Origin of the sequence: Pseudoalteromonas obscura (genome assembly GCF_030135505.1) — a bacterium.
Classification (GTDB): Bacteria; Pseudomonadota; Gammaproteobacteria; order Enterobacterales; family Alteromonadaceae; genus Pseudoalteromonas; species Pseudoalteromonas obscura.
Genome location: NZ_JASJUT010000011.1, coordinates 1 through 17,631, shown reverse-complemented (window position 1 = coordinate 17,631; position 17,631 = coordinate 1). Strand labels below are relative to the sequence as shown.

6 protein-coding genes are annotated in these 17,631 nt (G+C 45.1%); 2 read left to right on the top strand and 4 right to left on the bottom strand.

Features of this window, described 5'->3' with window-relative positions:
* Positions 1–63 precede the first annotated feature (63 nt).
* Both yjjX and yjjG read left to right on the top strand, forming a co-directional pair.
* Positions 64–591: an inosine/xanthosine triphosphatase gene (yjjX, locus tag QNM18_RS20610; RefSeq protein ID WP_211011823.1), complete on the top strand. Its 528-nt coding sequence runs from the start codon at positions 64–66 to the stop codon at positions 589–591.
* Complete coding sequence (yjjG, locus tag QNM18_RS20605; RefSeq protein WP_284138313.1) at positions 591–1,265, top strand: pyrimidine 5'-nucleotidase; 675 nt, start codon at positions 591–593, stop codon at positions 1,263–1,265. Before yjjX ends, yjjG begins: the two co-directional genes overlap by 1 nt.
* A gap of 16 nt (positions 1,266–1,281) precedes the next feature.
* Here the strand turns inward: yjjG and rlmB are convergent, their stop codons facing one another.
* From rlmB to QNM18_RS20585, 4 genes are all read right to left on the bottom strand, one after another.
* Positions 1,282–2,019 (bottom strand): 23S rRNA (guanosine(2251)-2'-O)-methyltransferase RlmB, encoded by a 738-nt coding sequence (gene rlmB, locus QNM18_RS20600; RefSeq protein ID WP_211011821.1) that lies wholly within the window; start codon positions 2,017–2,019, stop codon positions 1,282–1,284.
* A gap of 2 nt (positions 2,020–2,021) precedes the next feature.
* Positions 2,022–4,517 (bottom strand): ribonuclease R, encoded by a 2,496-nt coding sequence (gene rnr / locus QNM18_RS20595; RefSeq protein ID WP_284138312.1) that lies wholly within the window; start codon positions 4,515–4,517, stop codon positions 2,022–2,024.
* 156 nt (positions 4,518–4,673) lie between these two features.
* Complete coding sequence (locus QNM18_RS20590) at positions 4,674–8,750, bottom strand: OmpA family protein (RefSeq protein ID WP_284138311.1); 4,077 nt, start codon at positions 8,748–8,750, stop codon at positions 4,674–4,676.
* Positions 8,743–17,547, bottom strand: coding sequence for an SdrD B-like domain-containing protein (locus QNM18_RS20585; RefSeq protein WP_284138310.1), 8,805 nt, complete (start codon positions 17,545–17,547; stop codon positions 8,743–8,745). The genes QNM18_RS20590 and QNM18_RS20585 overlap by 8 nt, the downstream gene beginning before the upstream one ends.
* Between the last annotated feature and the right edge of the window lie 84 nt (positions 17,548–17,631).

Genomic DNA, 17,631 nt, shown 5'->3' with positions numbered 1-17,631 from the left:
TTGCCTTATTTCACTTTCCCTCAGTAAACTATCGACTCAAAATTGAGGGATGTGGAATTTATTATGCTCAAAATACTTGTTGGTTCAAAAAATCCAGTAAAAATTAACGCCGCAAAAACAATTTTTCAGCAGTACTTTCCTGAGCAGGAAATTCACTGTGAGGGCTGCCACGCGCCAAGTGGCGTGCCCGATCAACCTCTGGGAGAATTAGATACGCGTCTTGGTGCTCAAAATAGAGTCGATTACCTCAAAGCACATTTTGATGCTGACTTTTACTGCGCGATGGAAGGTGGCGCAGCCAAGTTTGACTATGGTGCGGCTACGTTTGCATTTGTGGTGATCGCCAATAAACAGCATTCTAGTGTTAGTAGAAGCTGCAACCTACCGCTGCCAGAGAAAATATATAGTGCACTTGAGCAAGGTGAAGAACTTGGCCATGTCATGGACCGAGTTTTTAACACGACCAATATCAAACAAAAAGGCGGGGCTATTGGCTTGCTAACAAATAATCTAGCCACTAGAGAGAGTTCATATACACAGGCACTCACCTTGGCAATGGCCCCTTTTATTCACTCAGAGTTATATAGTTGATGAAGTATTCTCATATTATCTTTGACGCCGATGAAACCCTGTTTCACTTTGACGCTTTTCTCGGCTTGCAAATCATGTTCAAACAACATGATGTGGCATTTAGTCGGCAAGACTACAATGAATATCAGACACTCAATGCGCCATTGTGGGTTCGATATCAGGAAGGGAAAATTGATGCGCAAACGCTTCAAGTTACTCGCTTCAATACTTGGGCTACAAAGCTGTCTGTCTCACCTGAGCTGTTAAACCTCGGTTTTTTAAATGCCATGGCAGAGATATGTAAACCCTTGCCTGGCGCGCACTCTTTATTATCGGCACTCAACCCAACAACATCTTTGAACATCATCACCAATGGGTTTAGCGCACTGCAAGAAAAACGTTTAAACAATACCGGTTTTAAGCATTTTTTTGATCATGTCGTTATTTCTGAGCAAGTCGGCGTAGCTAAACCCGATCCGCAAGTATTTGAACACACCTTAGAGTTGTTAGGTAATCCTGACAAGGCAAATGTTTTAATGGTGGGAGATACACCAAAAAGTGACATACTGGGCGCCAATCGATTTGGTATAGACAGCTGCTGGTTACAACATGATGGTCAAACTTGTCCCGATGATATTAAACCAACCTATCGGGTGGGCGATTTGGCAGAATTAGAGACTTTACTGGTTAAGTAAAGTCTCTAAGAGTGACTTATAAACTGCGCTGACGCAGTACTTCAAATAAGCAAACGCCTGTAGCAACAGAAACGTTCAAGCTAGATACAGTACCGACCATTGGGATTTTCACCAATAAGTCGCAGTGCTCTCTCGTTAAGCGGCGCATACCGTCGCCTTCTGCACCCATCACTATCGCAATAGGGCCTTTTAAATCAGACGTGAAAATCTCATTGTCTGTCTCACCAGCTGTACCAACAACCCAAACACCTGCGTCTTTAATATCACGCAATGTACGCGCTAGGTTTGTTACTTGAATCAGTGGCACCGTTTCCGCTGCGCCACAAGCCACTTTACGCGCGGTGCCATTCAGCTTGGCTGACTTGTCTTTTGGCACGATAACGGCGTGCACACCTGCCGCATCAGCACTGCGCAAACATGCTCCCAAGTTATGAGGATCTGTGACACCGTCTAGCACCAAGAAAAAGGGCGCTGCATTCGCATCAATGATCCCTTGTAAGTCGTTTTCATTCAATGTGCGCGGGGCTTTGACATTAGCAATAATACCTTGATGCTGCTCGCCTTTTGCTTTGTTGTCTAAGGCTTTACGCTGCATAAACTGCACTGAAATACCAAACTTACGTGCTTCATTGACCACTGCACTCAAGCGCTTATCATCACGGCCTTTTAATGCGTAAATTTCTAAAAAGCGTTCAGGTTCTTTGGCTAAAATGGCTTCAATGGAGTGAAAGCCAAAAATTAATTCATTACTCAAAACTATGCTCCGGCACTATTTTTTTGTCTCTTGCGGGCATTTTTACCCGGTCTTTTCGCCTTAGTGGCTTTTTTTCCTGTACTTTTTTTAGCGGCTTTTTTACTTCCTGATGCGCCCGCTTTTTTACTCTTCTTCAACACCCCTTTCGGCGTGGTTTTTTTACGTTTTTTAGCCTGCTTGCTGCCTTTATCTGGCGCGTCGTCTTGCTTATCCGATTTTCCATTTGGAATTTTACCCGCTTTCAGCTGGGCCCGAACACTGCTTTTTGCAGCTGGTTCTGCACCAGAACTGGATTTTTTACGACGCCTTGCATAACGGTCTGGCTCAGCTTCATCCGCCAGCACCAAATTAATACGTCGCTCATCTAAGCTCACCGATGCCACGACGACACTCAATTTGTCGCCTAAACGGTATACCGTTTTACTGTGCTCTCCGACTAAACAGTGCTTTGCACCATCAAAGTGGAAATATTCATGACCTAAATTGCTGACGTGGATCATGCCGTCAATTTGCAACTCATCAAGGCGAACAAACAAGCCAAAATTGGTTACTGATGAAATCACACCTGAGAATTCACTACCGACATGGTCTTGCATAAATTCGCATTTCAACCAGTCAGCCACTTCTCGCGTTGCGTCATCAGCGCGGCGCTCGGTCATCGAACACTGCTCGCCCAGTTGATCAGCTTCATCCGCGTCGTATACATACGCACCAGACACTTTTTGCCCTTGTTCAGCTAAGATCCCTTTGATTGCTCTGTGTACAACCAGATCAGGATAACGCCTGATCGGTGAAGTAAAGTGAGCATACGCTTTAAGCGCGAGACCATAATGACCAATATTGTCTGGTTGATATACCGCTTGCTTCATAGAGCGCAGTAACATGGTTTGGATTAATTCAGTCTCTGGACGTTGACCGAGTGATGCTAACGCCTCGGTCAGTTCAAGCGGTGTCGGCTCATGTCCAATTGGGCTCTCTATACCAAGGTCATTTAAGAACTGCCTAAAGTGACTCAGTTTTTCAGGATCTGGCTCGTCATGGACACGGAATAAGCTACTTGCTTCGTGTTTCTCAAGTAATCTTGCAGCAGACACATTTGCCAAAATCATACACTCTTCGATGAGTTTATGTGCATCGTTGCGTACGACAGGTACGATAGATTCAATTTTACGATAAGCATTGAATACAAAACGGGTTTCCAGAGTTTCAAATTCAATAGCACCACGTGTTTGACGCGCCGACTTAAGCGCCATATACATGTTGTGAAGCTCAGTCAGGTGAGGCGTTACATCTGCATACTCTTCACGCAGCTTTTCATCACCTTGTAAAATTGCATGTACCTTTGTATATGTAAGACGCGCATGGGAATTCATCACGGCTTCATAAAAACGATAACCAGACAGTCGCCCAGCTTCTGAAACCGTCATCTCTGCAACCATACATAGCCTATCTACTTTTGGGTTCAATGAACACAACCCGTTGGATAGCACTTTGGGTAACATAGGTACAACTTGCTCTGGGAAATATACCGAGTTACCACGCTCGATAGCCTCTTTATCTAAGGGACTATTTTTTTCCACATAATGAGATACATCAGCAATGGCAACCCAAAGTCGCCAACCACCCGAACGTTTACGCTCACAGTGAACGGCATCGTCAAAATCTCGAGCATCTTCACCATCAATGGTTAATAGCGGTAGATTGCGCAGGTCAATGCGGCCTTGTTTGTCCTTTTCTGCAACGTGTTCACCATGTTTGCTCACTTGTTCTTCAACTGCTTGTGGCCAAATATGCGGAATATCGTGATTGCGAAGCGCGACTTCAATTTCCATACCCGGTGCCATATGGTCGCCAATCACATCCGTGATCTTGCCAACCGCATTCATTTGCTTCGTAGGTCGCTGGGTTATTTCAACCTGCACCATTTGATTGTGTCGCGCACCTTTTTCACTGCCAGGCAAAATAATAATATCTTGAGTAAGGCGTGGATCTTCCGGTACAACGACCGCCATCCCGTGCTCAACAAAATATCGGCCTATAATAGGTGCCCGTTCAGACTCCAAAACCCGTACAATACGTGCTTCGACTTTACCACCCGAACCACGGCTTGCAGCCTTAGCTAACACCCAGTCTCCGTGCAGCACACGATCCATCTGGTGTTTGGTGATAAACCAGTCTTTTTTCTCTCCCTCAACTTCTAAAAAGCCAAATCCATCACGATGACCAATCACCTTGCCTTTGACTAAACCGTCATCGCAAGGGATCACGTAGCATTTGAATTTATTGAAGTGAAGTTGACCATCACGCTCCATCGCCCGAAGTCGCCTTTTAAACGCAATCTGACGCTCTTCTTCAAACACATTGAGTGCTTGGCAGAGCTGACTGAAGCTGGTTTTTTTGCTACTGGCTTTAATTTTTTCCAGTATATATTCACGACTTGGAACTGGATTATCGTATTTTTCTTGTTCTCGAGAGAGATAGGGATCCTGCTTTGGCATGCAAACACTGTGTAAAGGAGTTATAGCTTTATTCTAACGCAAAACACACTAATGGCCTAACCAAAGAGCACTGTCTCATCATAATTTAATAGTAAGAGATGAGCCCCAATAATTTAACTTTAGGCTTATTGGGACTCTGGGAGAAAATGTAAATACTTAAAACTTACCAACTAGGTTGATAAACCACCCTTTTGAGTCGTAATCTAAATCCGTTAAATCATCAGAGAAGTCCGTAAAGTTATAACCAACGCCGATTTTCATGTGCTCTCCTACATGTCGGTGCAGCGCAAATAAGGCGCCTGAGCGGCGATCTTCAGCCAGATCAACGTTCAATGAGCGCCACTCAAGGGTTGCATCCCATTGATGCATCAAATGATAGTCAGCACGCAACACGCCAAGTGTCGCCGCTGAGTCGAACCACTGCCCGGTGTCACGGCCCATTCTCAGCTCACCTTGCCGCTGCGCCAATTTAGTACCAATGCGCCAGCGCGGTGTCAGCTGGTAATTCACATCCAACGCCCAAACTCGGCTGCGCTGTTGAGGTGTATTATCAAGACCTATACCGCTTAACTGTGATGCCGGAGCCAAGTCTTCTAAATAAGTAAAGCTTGCCAATCCAGACCAGGGACTCGCAGATATTGGACGATAAGCAACACCAAACTGTGCTTCTGTATAGTCACTATTGAGTGCACCGGCAGGTTTACTCTCAGCACGAGAGCTATCACTTTGTGCCCAATCGACTCGCAATTGCGCTCGCCAATCTGCTGTGAGTTTGGCGTGGATGTTCTGCCTAGCCAGCCAAGATGTTTTGGTTTCTGTGCTGTTACTGTCTTCACGATATTCGAGCGCACTACGCCACTGCCAGGAATCTGTTTGGTAGCCCAAAGACAATGTGGTGACATCGCGATCAATTATATCATCACGGCTTTCAAGCTCACCTTGCTCAAAACCAAGTCCTGCTTGCCAACCAACTAAAAAGTCGTGCTCGATGCCATACGCATGAGTTAGCCCTGTTTGTCGATTGTCTTGCTGCCAAATTTGCTCTGCATATACACTGGTTGAAGCGTTAAACCTATGTCTGGAACCGGTTACCCAGTTCTTTTGCCTTCCTGTTGAAAATAAATCCCCCCCATCAGGGTCAACGCGGTATTCAACATACGCATTGCTGCCAGTTTGGTATTGCCAATCAACCCCGAGTTTGCCCGCTTCACCGAGATTGCCATGCGATAGCTCAGAATTGACAGCCAGCGTGTCTGTCAGCAGCACCTCTGTACCGATACCCACTCGGTTGTTCGCTAGTCGGCTTTGCTCTCTTACGAGCGTGCCTTGAAGATAAACATAAGGCTGCCACATTTCACTGCCGTCGTAATTAAGCTGCACGATTGCATCAATGCGCTCGCCATCATCAAGTTGGGGCGTTTGAAGCTCCTTATTTTGCTCTGCAAGGTTTTCTTTATTGTCTTGGCGTACAGCGCTACTAATTTGCCAATCGTCGTTCAATTGATAAACATAACCTAGCTCAGCAGCCTGCCTACGTTGTTGACTATCTGCTTTTTGATCATCCACTTTGAGCTGAATGGCATGATCGTCTTCGATTTGCCATTGCCAAAATGTGCCAATTGCATGGCTATTGACTTGGCTTATTTGACCCGTAGAGTTAAACCCAGCCTCAAGTTGTTGCCAATAAAATTGACCATGTCCTTGCTCATCCAACCCAATATCAGAAAATTCGAATGCTGCTTCAATTCTTTTTCCCGTTGCTGATTGACCCATTTCACTCGATTGTTGCTGCTCAAAATCAATACCACCGGTTAACGAGTTAAGTGTATTGCCAACCCCCTCTGTTTGCGCAGCTTCAATTTTGATATAAGCCGTATCACTAGGCTGGTAAGTAACATCCACAGCAATGAGCTGATCATCAAACAAATCTTGTTCTTGATGGTTGAGCGTGGTACCCACTTGTATTGTATCAGCTAGCCAATGGCTCAAACGAGCACCATAGGTCAAGTTATCTAAGCCATTGATCCCCGGCGTGTATTCATATTGCGCTACCAAATAGACTGGGTTACTGTCCAAGCTAGCGGTGCGAACGAGTAAATCATCCTGCTGGAACGAAGAGAGTGGTCGATTCAATAACACACGCCCTTGTAGTGCATCAATATCATAATCTTGGCCAGCAATAAGTCCTCGCCTAACTAACACCAAACCGGTAATTTTATCACGGACCTCAACAGCGATTTGCTCAGAGCCTTGAACAATATCTTGGTTCTGAAGGTAGTAAAGAGAGCCACCTGTTGAGCGATGAGACTCATAAGCACCTAGCGTTTCAGCCTCTGCGCCATATAAATGAACCTGAGATTGGTTATCGCCCGCAGTGGTAAGCTCATCCGTTATATATTGCAACTGTAAACCATATAAACCACGCTCAACACGAGCCAGCTCGGTATCGTTGAACGAGGTATTAAAATTCCCCCAAAGCACGTGAGACTGAGATTTCTCGACTTTTAAATACACTTTACCATTGCTTGGCGCATCATCCATTACAGTCGAGTCATCACCGTACTCGGCGGGATGCTGCTCTTCTTCAAGGCGACGGAATAAACTTTTAGGGTCTTTTTCATGGAGTCCAGACAATAACTTGTTCAATCCTTGCTCCTGCGTGTCTACCCGTGCAGTCACCTTGTACTCATCTTGCCATTTACCCGTGATATAACCACTTAAACGGCCTTCAGCAAAAACATTGCCATCTTGATTGTGATCAGCACTGAGCAATTCAACTGGCCCATTATGGCTGTTTTGCCCAATTGTTAGATCAGCCAATGCCACATAAAACCAATCGCTTTTTGGCAACTCGAGATCACGATGAATTAAACGCCCTTCACCTTCGGCATTTAGCACTGCAACTTCTGCTCGATGAATACCGCTGTGCACGATTTCTTGATGGACGAACTTGCGCTCTCGGTTAACCGCAACCACCCTTCCTAGAAAGTAAACACGATGATGGTCTGGGACCTGCTCACCATATAAGGTCAAAGCACCACCCGCGATCTTGATATTTTGTTTGGCCAGCATTGACTTGCCATAGCCCGACATTAAATACCCTTCGAGCTTGTCGCTATCGACGGCATAGCGTGGTTTAAAATCAGCTTGCGCAAGGCTGGTTTCATCAAATCGACCTTGCTTGTTGTACACTTTTAAACGGTAGTTAAGACTCATACCCAACATATTGCTAGGTAACCGCCAGCGGCCTGACAATGTGTCATCCAGCGCAACTTTTGCCAGAACTTTATCACTTTGCGGAGCAAGGATCTGTACCTCTGCGTAGTCAAAGAAGCTCTGATAATTACTGTAGCCTTTTAGGTGCAACATCAGTGAATTGCCTGATTTTGTCAGTGCATGTTGTATATTTAATTTGGGTAATATATTGAGCGGTTCATATTTAAGCTGTAGATCAAAACGCTCTAAACTGATATCTGCGCAACGCTGATCATCTGCATTATTCGCGACATCTTCATCCATAAAAGCTTGGCCATCTATGGTGATACTTAATGGCCCTTTGTTTGCCGTAACATCACCACATAGTTTTTGGCGCTGTGGCGGTGCAATCACTTGCGTCGCTTTGACCACTCGCGTTTCGGTATAAACCGCAATTACTTCAACTCGTCGGTTTCTCGCCATCCCAGCTAAAGTAGCATTACTAGCCACCGGCTCGCGATTGGAGCGACCTTCCATTGTTGTTGAAGAAGACTCAAGGTTGAGCTGATGACGGAAATAATCCGCCACAATATTAGCTCGGTGCTCAGATAAACCCTGGTTGGTTTTATAAATCTTACGTGCATTGGCACTGAGACCTTGTGAATCCGCATGGCCTATAAAATGCAATTTAATATCTTGCTTGCCTTGCAAAAAACCAATGATGCGATCCATTTCAAGTTTAGTAGTGCCTGTTAAGTAGTGCTTACCAGAAACAAAGCGAATTGCAGAGTCTTTTACGAATTGAGCTGACTTGTCATCTTTAACCGTTCGCTCTATTTCGACAGTTTTGGCCTTGGGTTCATCCAACCCACTAAACACAAAGTGCTTTTGCACTATCACCCGTTCAGTATTACCTGCCGCAGACGTCACTTTGCTGTCGTTAACAGCGTCGATAAAGGCATAGCTCATTGATGGTACAGAGGCATAAGCCGCTGCACACAAAAGCGAAATTTTGCTCAGCAAGAATCGATTAATCATCGCTTCCTCCAAGCTGCTGGTGGGCAGGTAAAGCTGGAATAAAAAATGGGATCATTTCCGTTTCAATTGTGATAGGAAGCTCGCGCTCTGCGACTTGTATTTGGATCCAATCAAGTAGCAATTGAGATTTACGCTGTGCCTCAGTGGTTTGTTCTAATTCAGATTGTTGATATGCAATACGAATAACTGTCGGTGTTTTACCTAGTGCATCCATTAGCTGCGTTAGACGAGACAGATACTCAGGCATGATTGCCTCACCGTCAAATAACTCAGCTGTGATTTCAATGCGCGCTACTTTATGGATACTCGCAGCAAAGTCAAGTTGGTGTGATTTACCGCGTGTTAAGCGTACTACTCGTGGATTTTCACTGATAACACGATATCCCGAAGGTAAGCTACGCTCATCCAGTTTCACGATAAAGTTGCCACCTCGAACAGCATGTGGAATATCCGCACACGCTAAATGATAGCGACCATGTTGATCTGTGGTTATCCAAAGGCCTTGCGCCGTAGCTAAACGAATTGCTGGTAACCCAGGCTCACCAGACTCTTGAATACCATTGCGATTATGATCATCAAATACTTTACCCATCAGATCGCTACAATCAAAAATGGGATCTGGAACAACTCTTACGGTCGCTTCACCAATATTTGAAATTCGGTTGCCGGAGCCAGTTTGGTAAAGACCTCCAATAAACTCGACCCAAGCCTGATTGATATATTTACCTTCGCTGACACCGGTCCCCACCACTACGATCAACTCGATCATCACCGACTGCTCTGGTTGTAGAGATTTACCAGCCCAGCGCAATTGCCTGCCGCGCTGTTCAGGCTCCATAGCTAGACCATCCACTTTTGCACTGCCCGCAACATATTTAAGGCCGGCGGGAAGCTGATCAATAAATGCCAGTGGTGACAGCTCCATTTCTGATTGGTTGGTCACTTTAATGCGATATGGCACCAACTCCCCAATCACAACATCTTGCTTGAGCGCCTGCTTACTGACATGCACCAGATCTTCGCCAAATGCATCGAGTGGAATATGGTTGTTTACCACATTGCCCGACGGTAACTTAGGCTCAATGTAGAAGCTCTGATAGTACTGAGTAGTATGCATGTCTTGCAGCGCTTGATCTGAATGATTCGCACACTGAGTTGCAATATGCTCGGGCGCATCCAAAGTTGGCACAGTTTCTTCAACAAAAATAGTAATTGGCAATTCTCGAGCACCGACTTTGAGTGTGTTCGCACACACAGGTAGACGCTTCGAACCGCCGCTTTGATAGCCATTAGGCTCAGTAACATGCAGCTCATACACGCCAGCAGGAGCTTGCGCAAAGAGTAAGAATTGATAGTACCCATCATCGCTGGTAGTTTGCTCTACATTCGCCGAACCACCCACTAAGTGCAGATCAGGCTCAAAACCACTCGGGCCTGTGATCTTAATTTTTGCACCCTTAATTGGCTTTCTCAGCTCTGAATCGTAAATCACGCCCGAAGGGTCCACTGGCAATGATTGATTCTCAACTTGCTCGCCAGCACTAACGCGCAGATTTAAAATAGTCCCTTTTTCAGTACTGGCATCTGGATCATCGGAAACAGGAAGGCCGTAAATTACGCCACCTTGTGGATGTCTAAAGCGTACTTCATAAGTACCTACAGGTAAGCCATTGAAGGTGTATTGACCGTTACCATCAGATTCCACAATCGCCAGAGGTTCAGCATCTAAAGGATTTCCTTCTCCTGTCATTGGATCTGGTAGTAGTTCTACGATCCAACCACCTTGTCCGTTGCTATCATCTTCCTCCCGATTATGGTTTTTATCCAACCAAACCATGCCTGAGATACTGGCAGGATCCATCAATTGCTCACCAAAATTGTATGAGTGTGCTTTGGTTACATGACGTTCTATATGGATAGCGGAGATCTGGTCATCGCCCAATACACCGCCAATGTTTCCAACACTATCTAGACCATCTTGTGTATTTTCAGGCTGGTATTCTGTTACTGTGAATCCATCAACACTACTTAGCGGCAGATCTTCAAACTCATAACGCCCATAGGCATCTGTAAAAATGTCACGACTCACAGGTTGGCCATCAAGATCAGCTCCTGAAATAGTTAGCTTCACATCGCGTAAACCCATCTCATATGTGTCTTGCACACCGTCATCATTGAGATCTACATATACACGACCAGCTAAATCACTGCCACGTTCAGCAAAGTTGTATCCCACAGCGTGCTGACCAAGTTCAATTAATATCCCTGTGAATTGATCCTCACCGATCTCACCACCGGCATTGCCTAATTGCTCTTTTCCATCCAACCAAGCACTCGGCTGTTTTTGGATAATTTGATAGGTGCCTGGATATAGGTAATCAAAGGTATACAAGCCCTGCTCATTCGAAACAGTACTTCGTTCGACTGCGATACCGTCTAAAGTTGCCCCGGTTAAACTAACTTCCACGCCACCAATACGCAGAGTTTCACCATCTTCAAGTAAGCCATTTTCATCTGCATCCACCCATACCTCACCTGCAATAGACGCCCTTGGCAGCTCCGCAAAGTCGTAGTTTGCATAGTGCTTAACTTCAAGCACCTGGCCGATTGAGATACTGTCTGTCCCTTTTGAATTGGCAACCACGTTCCCCTGCGCAGACTCTTGACCATCTAGGTATGATTGCGGTTGCTGAGTTTGAGTTACAACATAGCCAAGTTCATTGCTCGGCGGCAGATCAGTAAAGCGATACACGCCCTGTTCATTGGTTAACGCGCTAAGATCTATACTATGGCCTTGATAATCAACACCAGTTAAGCGTATTTCAGAGCCAACAATCGCAATGTCTGTTGCATCAAGTTCCGTACTGTCAGGGAATAGACCCGAGTCAGTCTGATCAATAAAAACGCGGCCACTAATGGCAATACCAAAGCCTTCAGTGAAATTCTGTTGTGCTAGTCCTGCACCTTGATCCAATACCAATCCGCTGATCACATCTGTTTTATCTGAATCAGCAATCTGAACTCCATTTTTATAATCGATACCATCGACATAATTAGCTGGTTGAATTTGAACTAGTTGATAACCTTGTTCATCGCTTTTCGGCAATTGGGTAAATTCAAAACGGCCATCAGAATCAGTTACAGTTTTGAAGTTAACATCAGTACCTGCGTGACTTATACCTGTGAGCTGAATTTCCACATTTGAGATAGCATCATCACTACGGTTTAGTAGCCCATCAAGATTACGATCAACAAATACTGCGCCCTCAATTCGACCTTTGTACAACTCAGCAAAGTGTAAATTAGCAACTTCTTGGTTTGCAGCTAATGATATCGAGAAAACGTCGTTGGTATTTATAGACACTATCTCTCCATCACGGGACTCATGACCATCAATAAATAGTTCTGGCTGTATTTGTGTTACGGTGTAGCCTTCCTCATTACTTGTTACCAAATTGGCAAATACAAACGATCCGTCACTACTGGTTTTAGCTTCAATCTCAATCACCTCTCCATATGCGGAAACACCGCCGAGCGTAATCGTGATATCTGCTAATCCAAGTTCATCAACATCCATTAATCCATTGCTATTTGCATCAATAAAAACTTTACCGGAAATTTTGGCGTCTGTATGAAGTTGCTCAGTGAAGATAAGTTCAGGTGCAGCTTGCTCACCCAGTATCAATTTGATCTCACTGTTTGAACCAAATTGATCCACCGTAGAACCAAGATAATCTTGGCCTTCAACATAGCCCGTTTCACCTTGGGTAACTGTGTAGCCAGCCGAATTTGATGCGCGAAGACCTGTAAAGTTAAACGCGCCATTTGCATCTGTTGTGGTGCGCAGATTCACCGCTTCACCGTAAAGATCCTGACCTGTTAACTGGATCTCAATCCCCGCAAGGACAAAGTCATTCCCGTTGCTAGTACCATCTTGGTTGATATCAACAAATACACGACCTGATATTGACTTGTCGCCTGTGCTTAGTTGCTCAGTGAAAACAACTTCTTTGCCTGTTTGCTCTTCTTGACCAAGAGCTACCAATACTTCACTTAGTGATCCAAACTGATCTGCTGTTAAACCTAAGTAATCTTGGCCTTCAACATAGTCAGTTTCACCTTGGGTAACTGTGAAGCCTGCTGAGTTAGAAGCGCGAAGCCCAGCAAAGTTAAACGCGCCATTTTCATCGGTTGTGGTACGCAGGTTCACCGCTTCACCGTAAAGATCCTGACCTGTTAATTGGATCTCAATCCCCGCAAGGACAAAATCATTACCGTTGTTGGTACCATCTTGATTGATATCAACAAATACACGACCTGATATTGACTTGTCGCCTGTGCTTAGTTGTTCAGTGAAAATAAGTTCAGGCGCGGCTTGCTTACCCAGTACCAGTTTGATCTCACTGTTTGAACCAAATTGATCAGCCGCTGAACCAAGATAATCTTGGCCTTCAACATAGTCAGTTTCACCTTGAGTAACTGTGTAGCCAGTCGAACTTGATGCGCGAAGGCCTGCAAAGTTAAACACGCCATTTGCATCAGTTGTGGTGCGCAGGTTCACCGCTTCACCGTAAAGATCCTGACCTGTCAGCTGGATCTCAATCCCAGCAAGGACAAAATCATTACCGTTGTTGATACCATCTTGGTTGATATCAACAAATACGCGACCTGATACTGATTTGTCGCCTGCGCTTAGTTGCTCAGTGAAAACAACTTCTTTGCCTGTTTGCTCTTCTTGACCAAGAGCTACCAATACTTCACTTAGTGATCCAAATTGATCAGCCGATGAACCAAGATAATCTTGGCCTTCAACATAGTCAGTTTCACCTTGGGTAACTGTGTAGCCTGCTGAGTTAGAAGCGCGAAGCCCTGCAAAGTTAAACGCGCCATTTTCATCTGTTGTGGTGCGTAGGTTCACCGCTTCACCGTAAAGATCCTGACCTGTTAACTGGATCTCAATCCCTGCAAGGACAAAATCATTACCGTTGTTGGTACCATCTTGATTGATATCGACAAATACACGACCTGATATTGATTTGTCGCCAGCGCTTAGTTGCTCAGTGAAGATAAGTTCAGGTGCGGCTTGCTTACCCAGTACTAGTTTGATCTCACTATTTGAACCAAATTGATCAGCCGATGAACCAAGATAATCTTGGCCTTCAACATACTCAGTAGTACCTTGAGTAACTGTGTAACCTGCATCATTTGATGCACGAAGCCCCGCAAAGTTAAACACGCCATTTGCATCTGTTGTGGTGCGCAGGTTCACCGTTTCACCGTAAAGATCCAGACCTGTCAGCTGGATCTCAATCCCTGCAAGGACAAAATCATTACCGTTGTTGGTACCATCTTGGTTGATATCGACAAATACACGACCTGATACTGACTTGTCGCCTGCGCTCAGTTGCTCAGTGAAAACAACTTCTTTGCCTGTTTGCTCTTCTTGACCAAGAGCTACCAATACTTCACTTAGTGATCCAAATTGATCAGCCGATGAACCAAGATAATCTTGGCCTTCAACATAGTCAGTTGTACCTTGAGTAACTGTGTAGCCAGCCGAATTTGATGCGCGAAGACCTGTAAAGTTAAAGGCGCCATTTTCATCGGTTGAGGTACGCAGATTCACCGCTTCACCGTAAAGATCCTGACCTGTTAATTGGATCTCAATCCCTGCAAGGACAAAGTCATTATCGTTGTTGGTACCATCTTGATTGATATCAACAAATACACGACCTGATATTGACTTGTCGCCTGTGCTTAGTTGCTCAGTGAAGATAAGTTCAGGTGCAGCTTGCTCACCCAGTGCCAGTTTGATCTCACTGTTTGAACCAAATAGATCTGCCGATGAACCAAGATAATCTTGGCCTTCAACATAGTCCGTTTCACCTTGAGTAACTGTGTAGCCAGCTGAATTAGAAGCGCGAAGCCCCTTAAAGTTAAAGGCGCCATTTGCATCGGTTGTGGTGCGCAGGTTCATCGCTTCACCGTAAAGATCCTGACCTGTCAGCTGGATCTCAATCCCTGCAAGGACAAAATCATTACCGTTGTTGGTACCATCTTGGTTGATATCGACAAATACACGACCTGATACTGACTTGTCGCCTGCGCTCAGTTGCTCAGTGAAGATAAGTTCAGGCGCAGCTTGCTCACCCAGTACCAGTTTGATCTCACTGTTTGAACCAAATTGATCAGCCGCTGAACCAAGATAATCTTGGCCTTCAACATAATCAGTAGTACCTTGAGTAACTGTGTAGCCAGTCGAATTTGATGCGCGAAGCCCCTCAAAGTTAAACGCGCCATTTGCATCTGTTGTGGTACGCAGATTCACCGCTTCACCGTAAAGATCCTGACCTGTCAGCTGGATCTCAATCCCAGCAAGGATAAAGTCATTACCGTTGTTGGTACCATCTTGGTTGATATCGACAAATACACGACCTGAGACTGACTTGTCGCCTGTGCTTAGTTGCTCAGTGAAAATAAGCTCAGGCGCAGCTTGCTCACCCAGTGCCAGTTTAATCTCACTGTTTGAACCAAATTGATCTGCCGATGAACCAAGATAATCTTGGCCTTCAACATAATCAGTAGTACCTTGAGTAACTGTGTAGCCAGTCGAATTTGATGCGCGAAGGCCTGTAAAGTTAAAGGCGCCATTTTCATCTGTTGTGGTGCGTAGGTTCACCGCTTCACCGTAAAGATCCTGACCTGTTAACTGGATTTCAATCCCTGCAAGGACAAAATCATTACCGTTGTTGGTACCATCTTGGTTGATATCGACAAATACACGACCTGATATTGATTTGTCGCCAGTGCTTAGTTGCTCAGTGAAGATAAGTTCAGGTGCGGCTTGCTTACCCAGTACTAGTTTGATCTCACTATTTGAACCAAATTGATCAGCCGATGAACCAAGATAATCTTGGCCTTCAACATACTCAGTAGTACCTTGAGTAACTGTGTAACCTGCATCATTTGATGCACGAAGCCCCGTAAAGTTAAACACGCCATTTGCATCTGTTGTGGTGCGCAGGTTCACCGTTTCACCGTAAAGATCCTGACCTGTCAGCTGGATCTCAATCCCTGCAAGGACAAAATCATTACCGTTGTTGGTACCATCTTGGTTGATATCGACAAATACACGACCTGATATTGACTTGTCGCCAGCGCTTAGTTGCTCAGTGAAGATAAGTTCAGGTGCAGCTTGCTCACCCAGTGCCAGTTTGATCTCACTGTTTGAACCAAATAGATCTGCCGATGAACCAAGATAATCTTGGCCTTCAACATAGTCCGTTTCACCTTGAGTAACTGTGTAGCCAGCTGAATTTGATGCGCGAAGCCCCTTAAAGTTAAAGGCGCCATTTGCATCGGTTGTGGTGCGCAGGTTCATCGCTTCACCGTAAAGATCCTGACCTGTTAACTGGATCTCAATTCCTGCAAGGACAAAATCATTCCCGTTGTTGGTACCATCTTGATTGATATCGACAAATACACGACCTGATACTGACTTGTCGCCTGCGCTCAGTTGCTCAGTGAAAACAACTTCTTTGCCTGTTTGCTCTTCTTGACCAAGAGCTACCAATACTTCACTTAGTGATCCAAATTGATCAGCCGATGAACCAAGATAATCTTGGCCTTCAACATAGTCAGTTGTACCTTGAGTAACTGTGTAGCCTGCTGAATTTGATGCGCGAAGACCTGTAAAGTTAAACGCGCCATTTGCATCGGTTGAGGTACGCAGATTCACCGCTTCACCGTAAAGATCCTGACCTGTTAACTGGATCTCAATCCCCGCAAGGACAAAGTCATTCCCGTTGCTAGTACCATCTTGATTGATATCGACAAATACACGACCTGATATTGATTTGTCGCCAGTGCTTAGTTGCTCAGTGAAGATAAGTTCAGGTGCGGCTTGCTCACCCAGTACTAGTTTGATCTCACTATTTGAACCAAATTGATCAGCCGATGAACCAAGATAATCTTGGCCTTCAACATACTCAGTAGTACCTTGAGTAACTGTGTAACCTGCATCATTTGATGCACGAAGCCCCGCAAAGTTAAACACGCCATTTGCATCTGTTGTGGTGCGCAGGTTCACCGTTTCACCGTAAAGATCCTGACCTGTCAGCTGGATCTCAATCCCTGCAAGGACAAAATCATTACCGTTGTTGGTACCATCTTGGTTGATATCGACAAATACACGACCTGATACTGACTTGTCGCCTGTGCTTAGTTGCTCAGTGAAGATAAGTTCAGGTGCAGCTTGCTCACCCAGTATCAATTTGATCTCACTGTTTGAACCAAATTGATCTGCTGTTAAACCTAAGTAATCTTGGCCTTCAACATAGTCAGTAGTACCTTGAGTAACTGTGTAACCTGCATCATTTGATGCGCGAAGCCCCTCAAAGTTAAACACGCCATTTGCATCGGTTGAGGTACGCAGATTCATCGCTTCACCGTAAAGATCCTGACCTGTTAACTGGATCTCAATTCCTGCAAGGACAAAATCATTCCCGTTGTTGGTACCATCTTGATTGATATCGACAAATACACGACCTGATACTGACTTGTCGCCTGCGCTCAGTTGCTCAGTGAAAACAACTTCTTTGCCTGTTTGCTCTTCTTGACCAAGAGCTACCAATACTTCACTTAGTGATCCAAATTGATCAGCCGATGAACCAAGATAATCTTGGCCTTCAACATAGTCAGTTGTACCTTGAGTAACTGTGTAGCCTGCTGAATTTGATGCGCGAAGACCTGTAAAGTTAAACGCGCCATTTGCATCGGTTGAGGTACGCAGATTCACCGCTTCACCGTAAAGATCCTGACCTGTTAACTGGATCTCAATCCCCGCAAGGACAAAGTCATTCCCGTTGCTAGTACCATCTTG

Coding starts and splice junctions, on each gene's coding strand:
- yjjX (WP_211011823.1), top strand. CDS start 64: ATGCTCAAAATACTTGTTGGTTCAAAAAATCCAGTAAAAATTAACGCC.
- yjjG (WP_284138313.1), top strand. CDS start 591: ATGAAGTATTCTCATATTATCTTTGACGCCGATGAAACCCTGTTTCAC.
- rnr (WP_284138312.1), bottom strand. CDS start 4,517: ATGCCAAAGCAGGATCCCTATCTCTCTCGAGAACAAGAAAAATACGAT.
- QNM18_RS20590 (WP_284138311.1), bottom strand. CDS start 8,750: ATGATTAATCGATTCTTGCTGAGCAAAATTTCGCTTTTGTGTGCAGCG.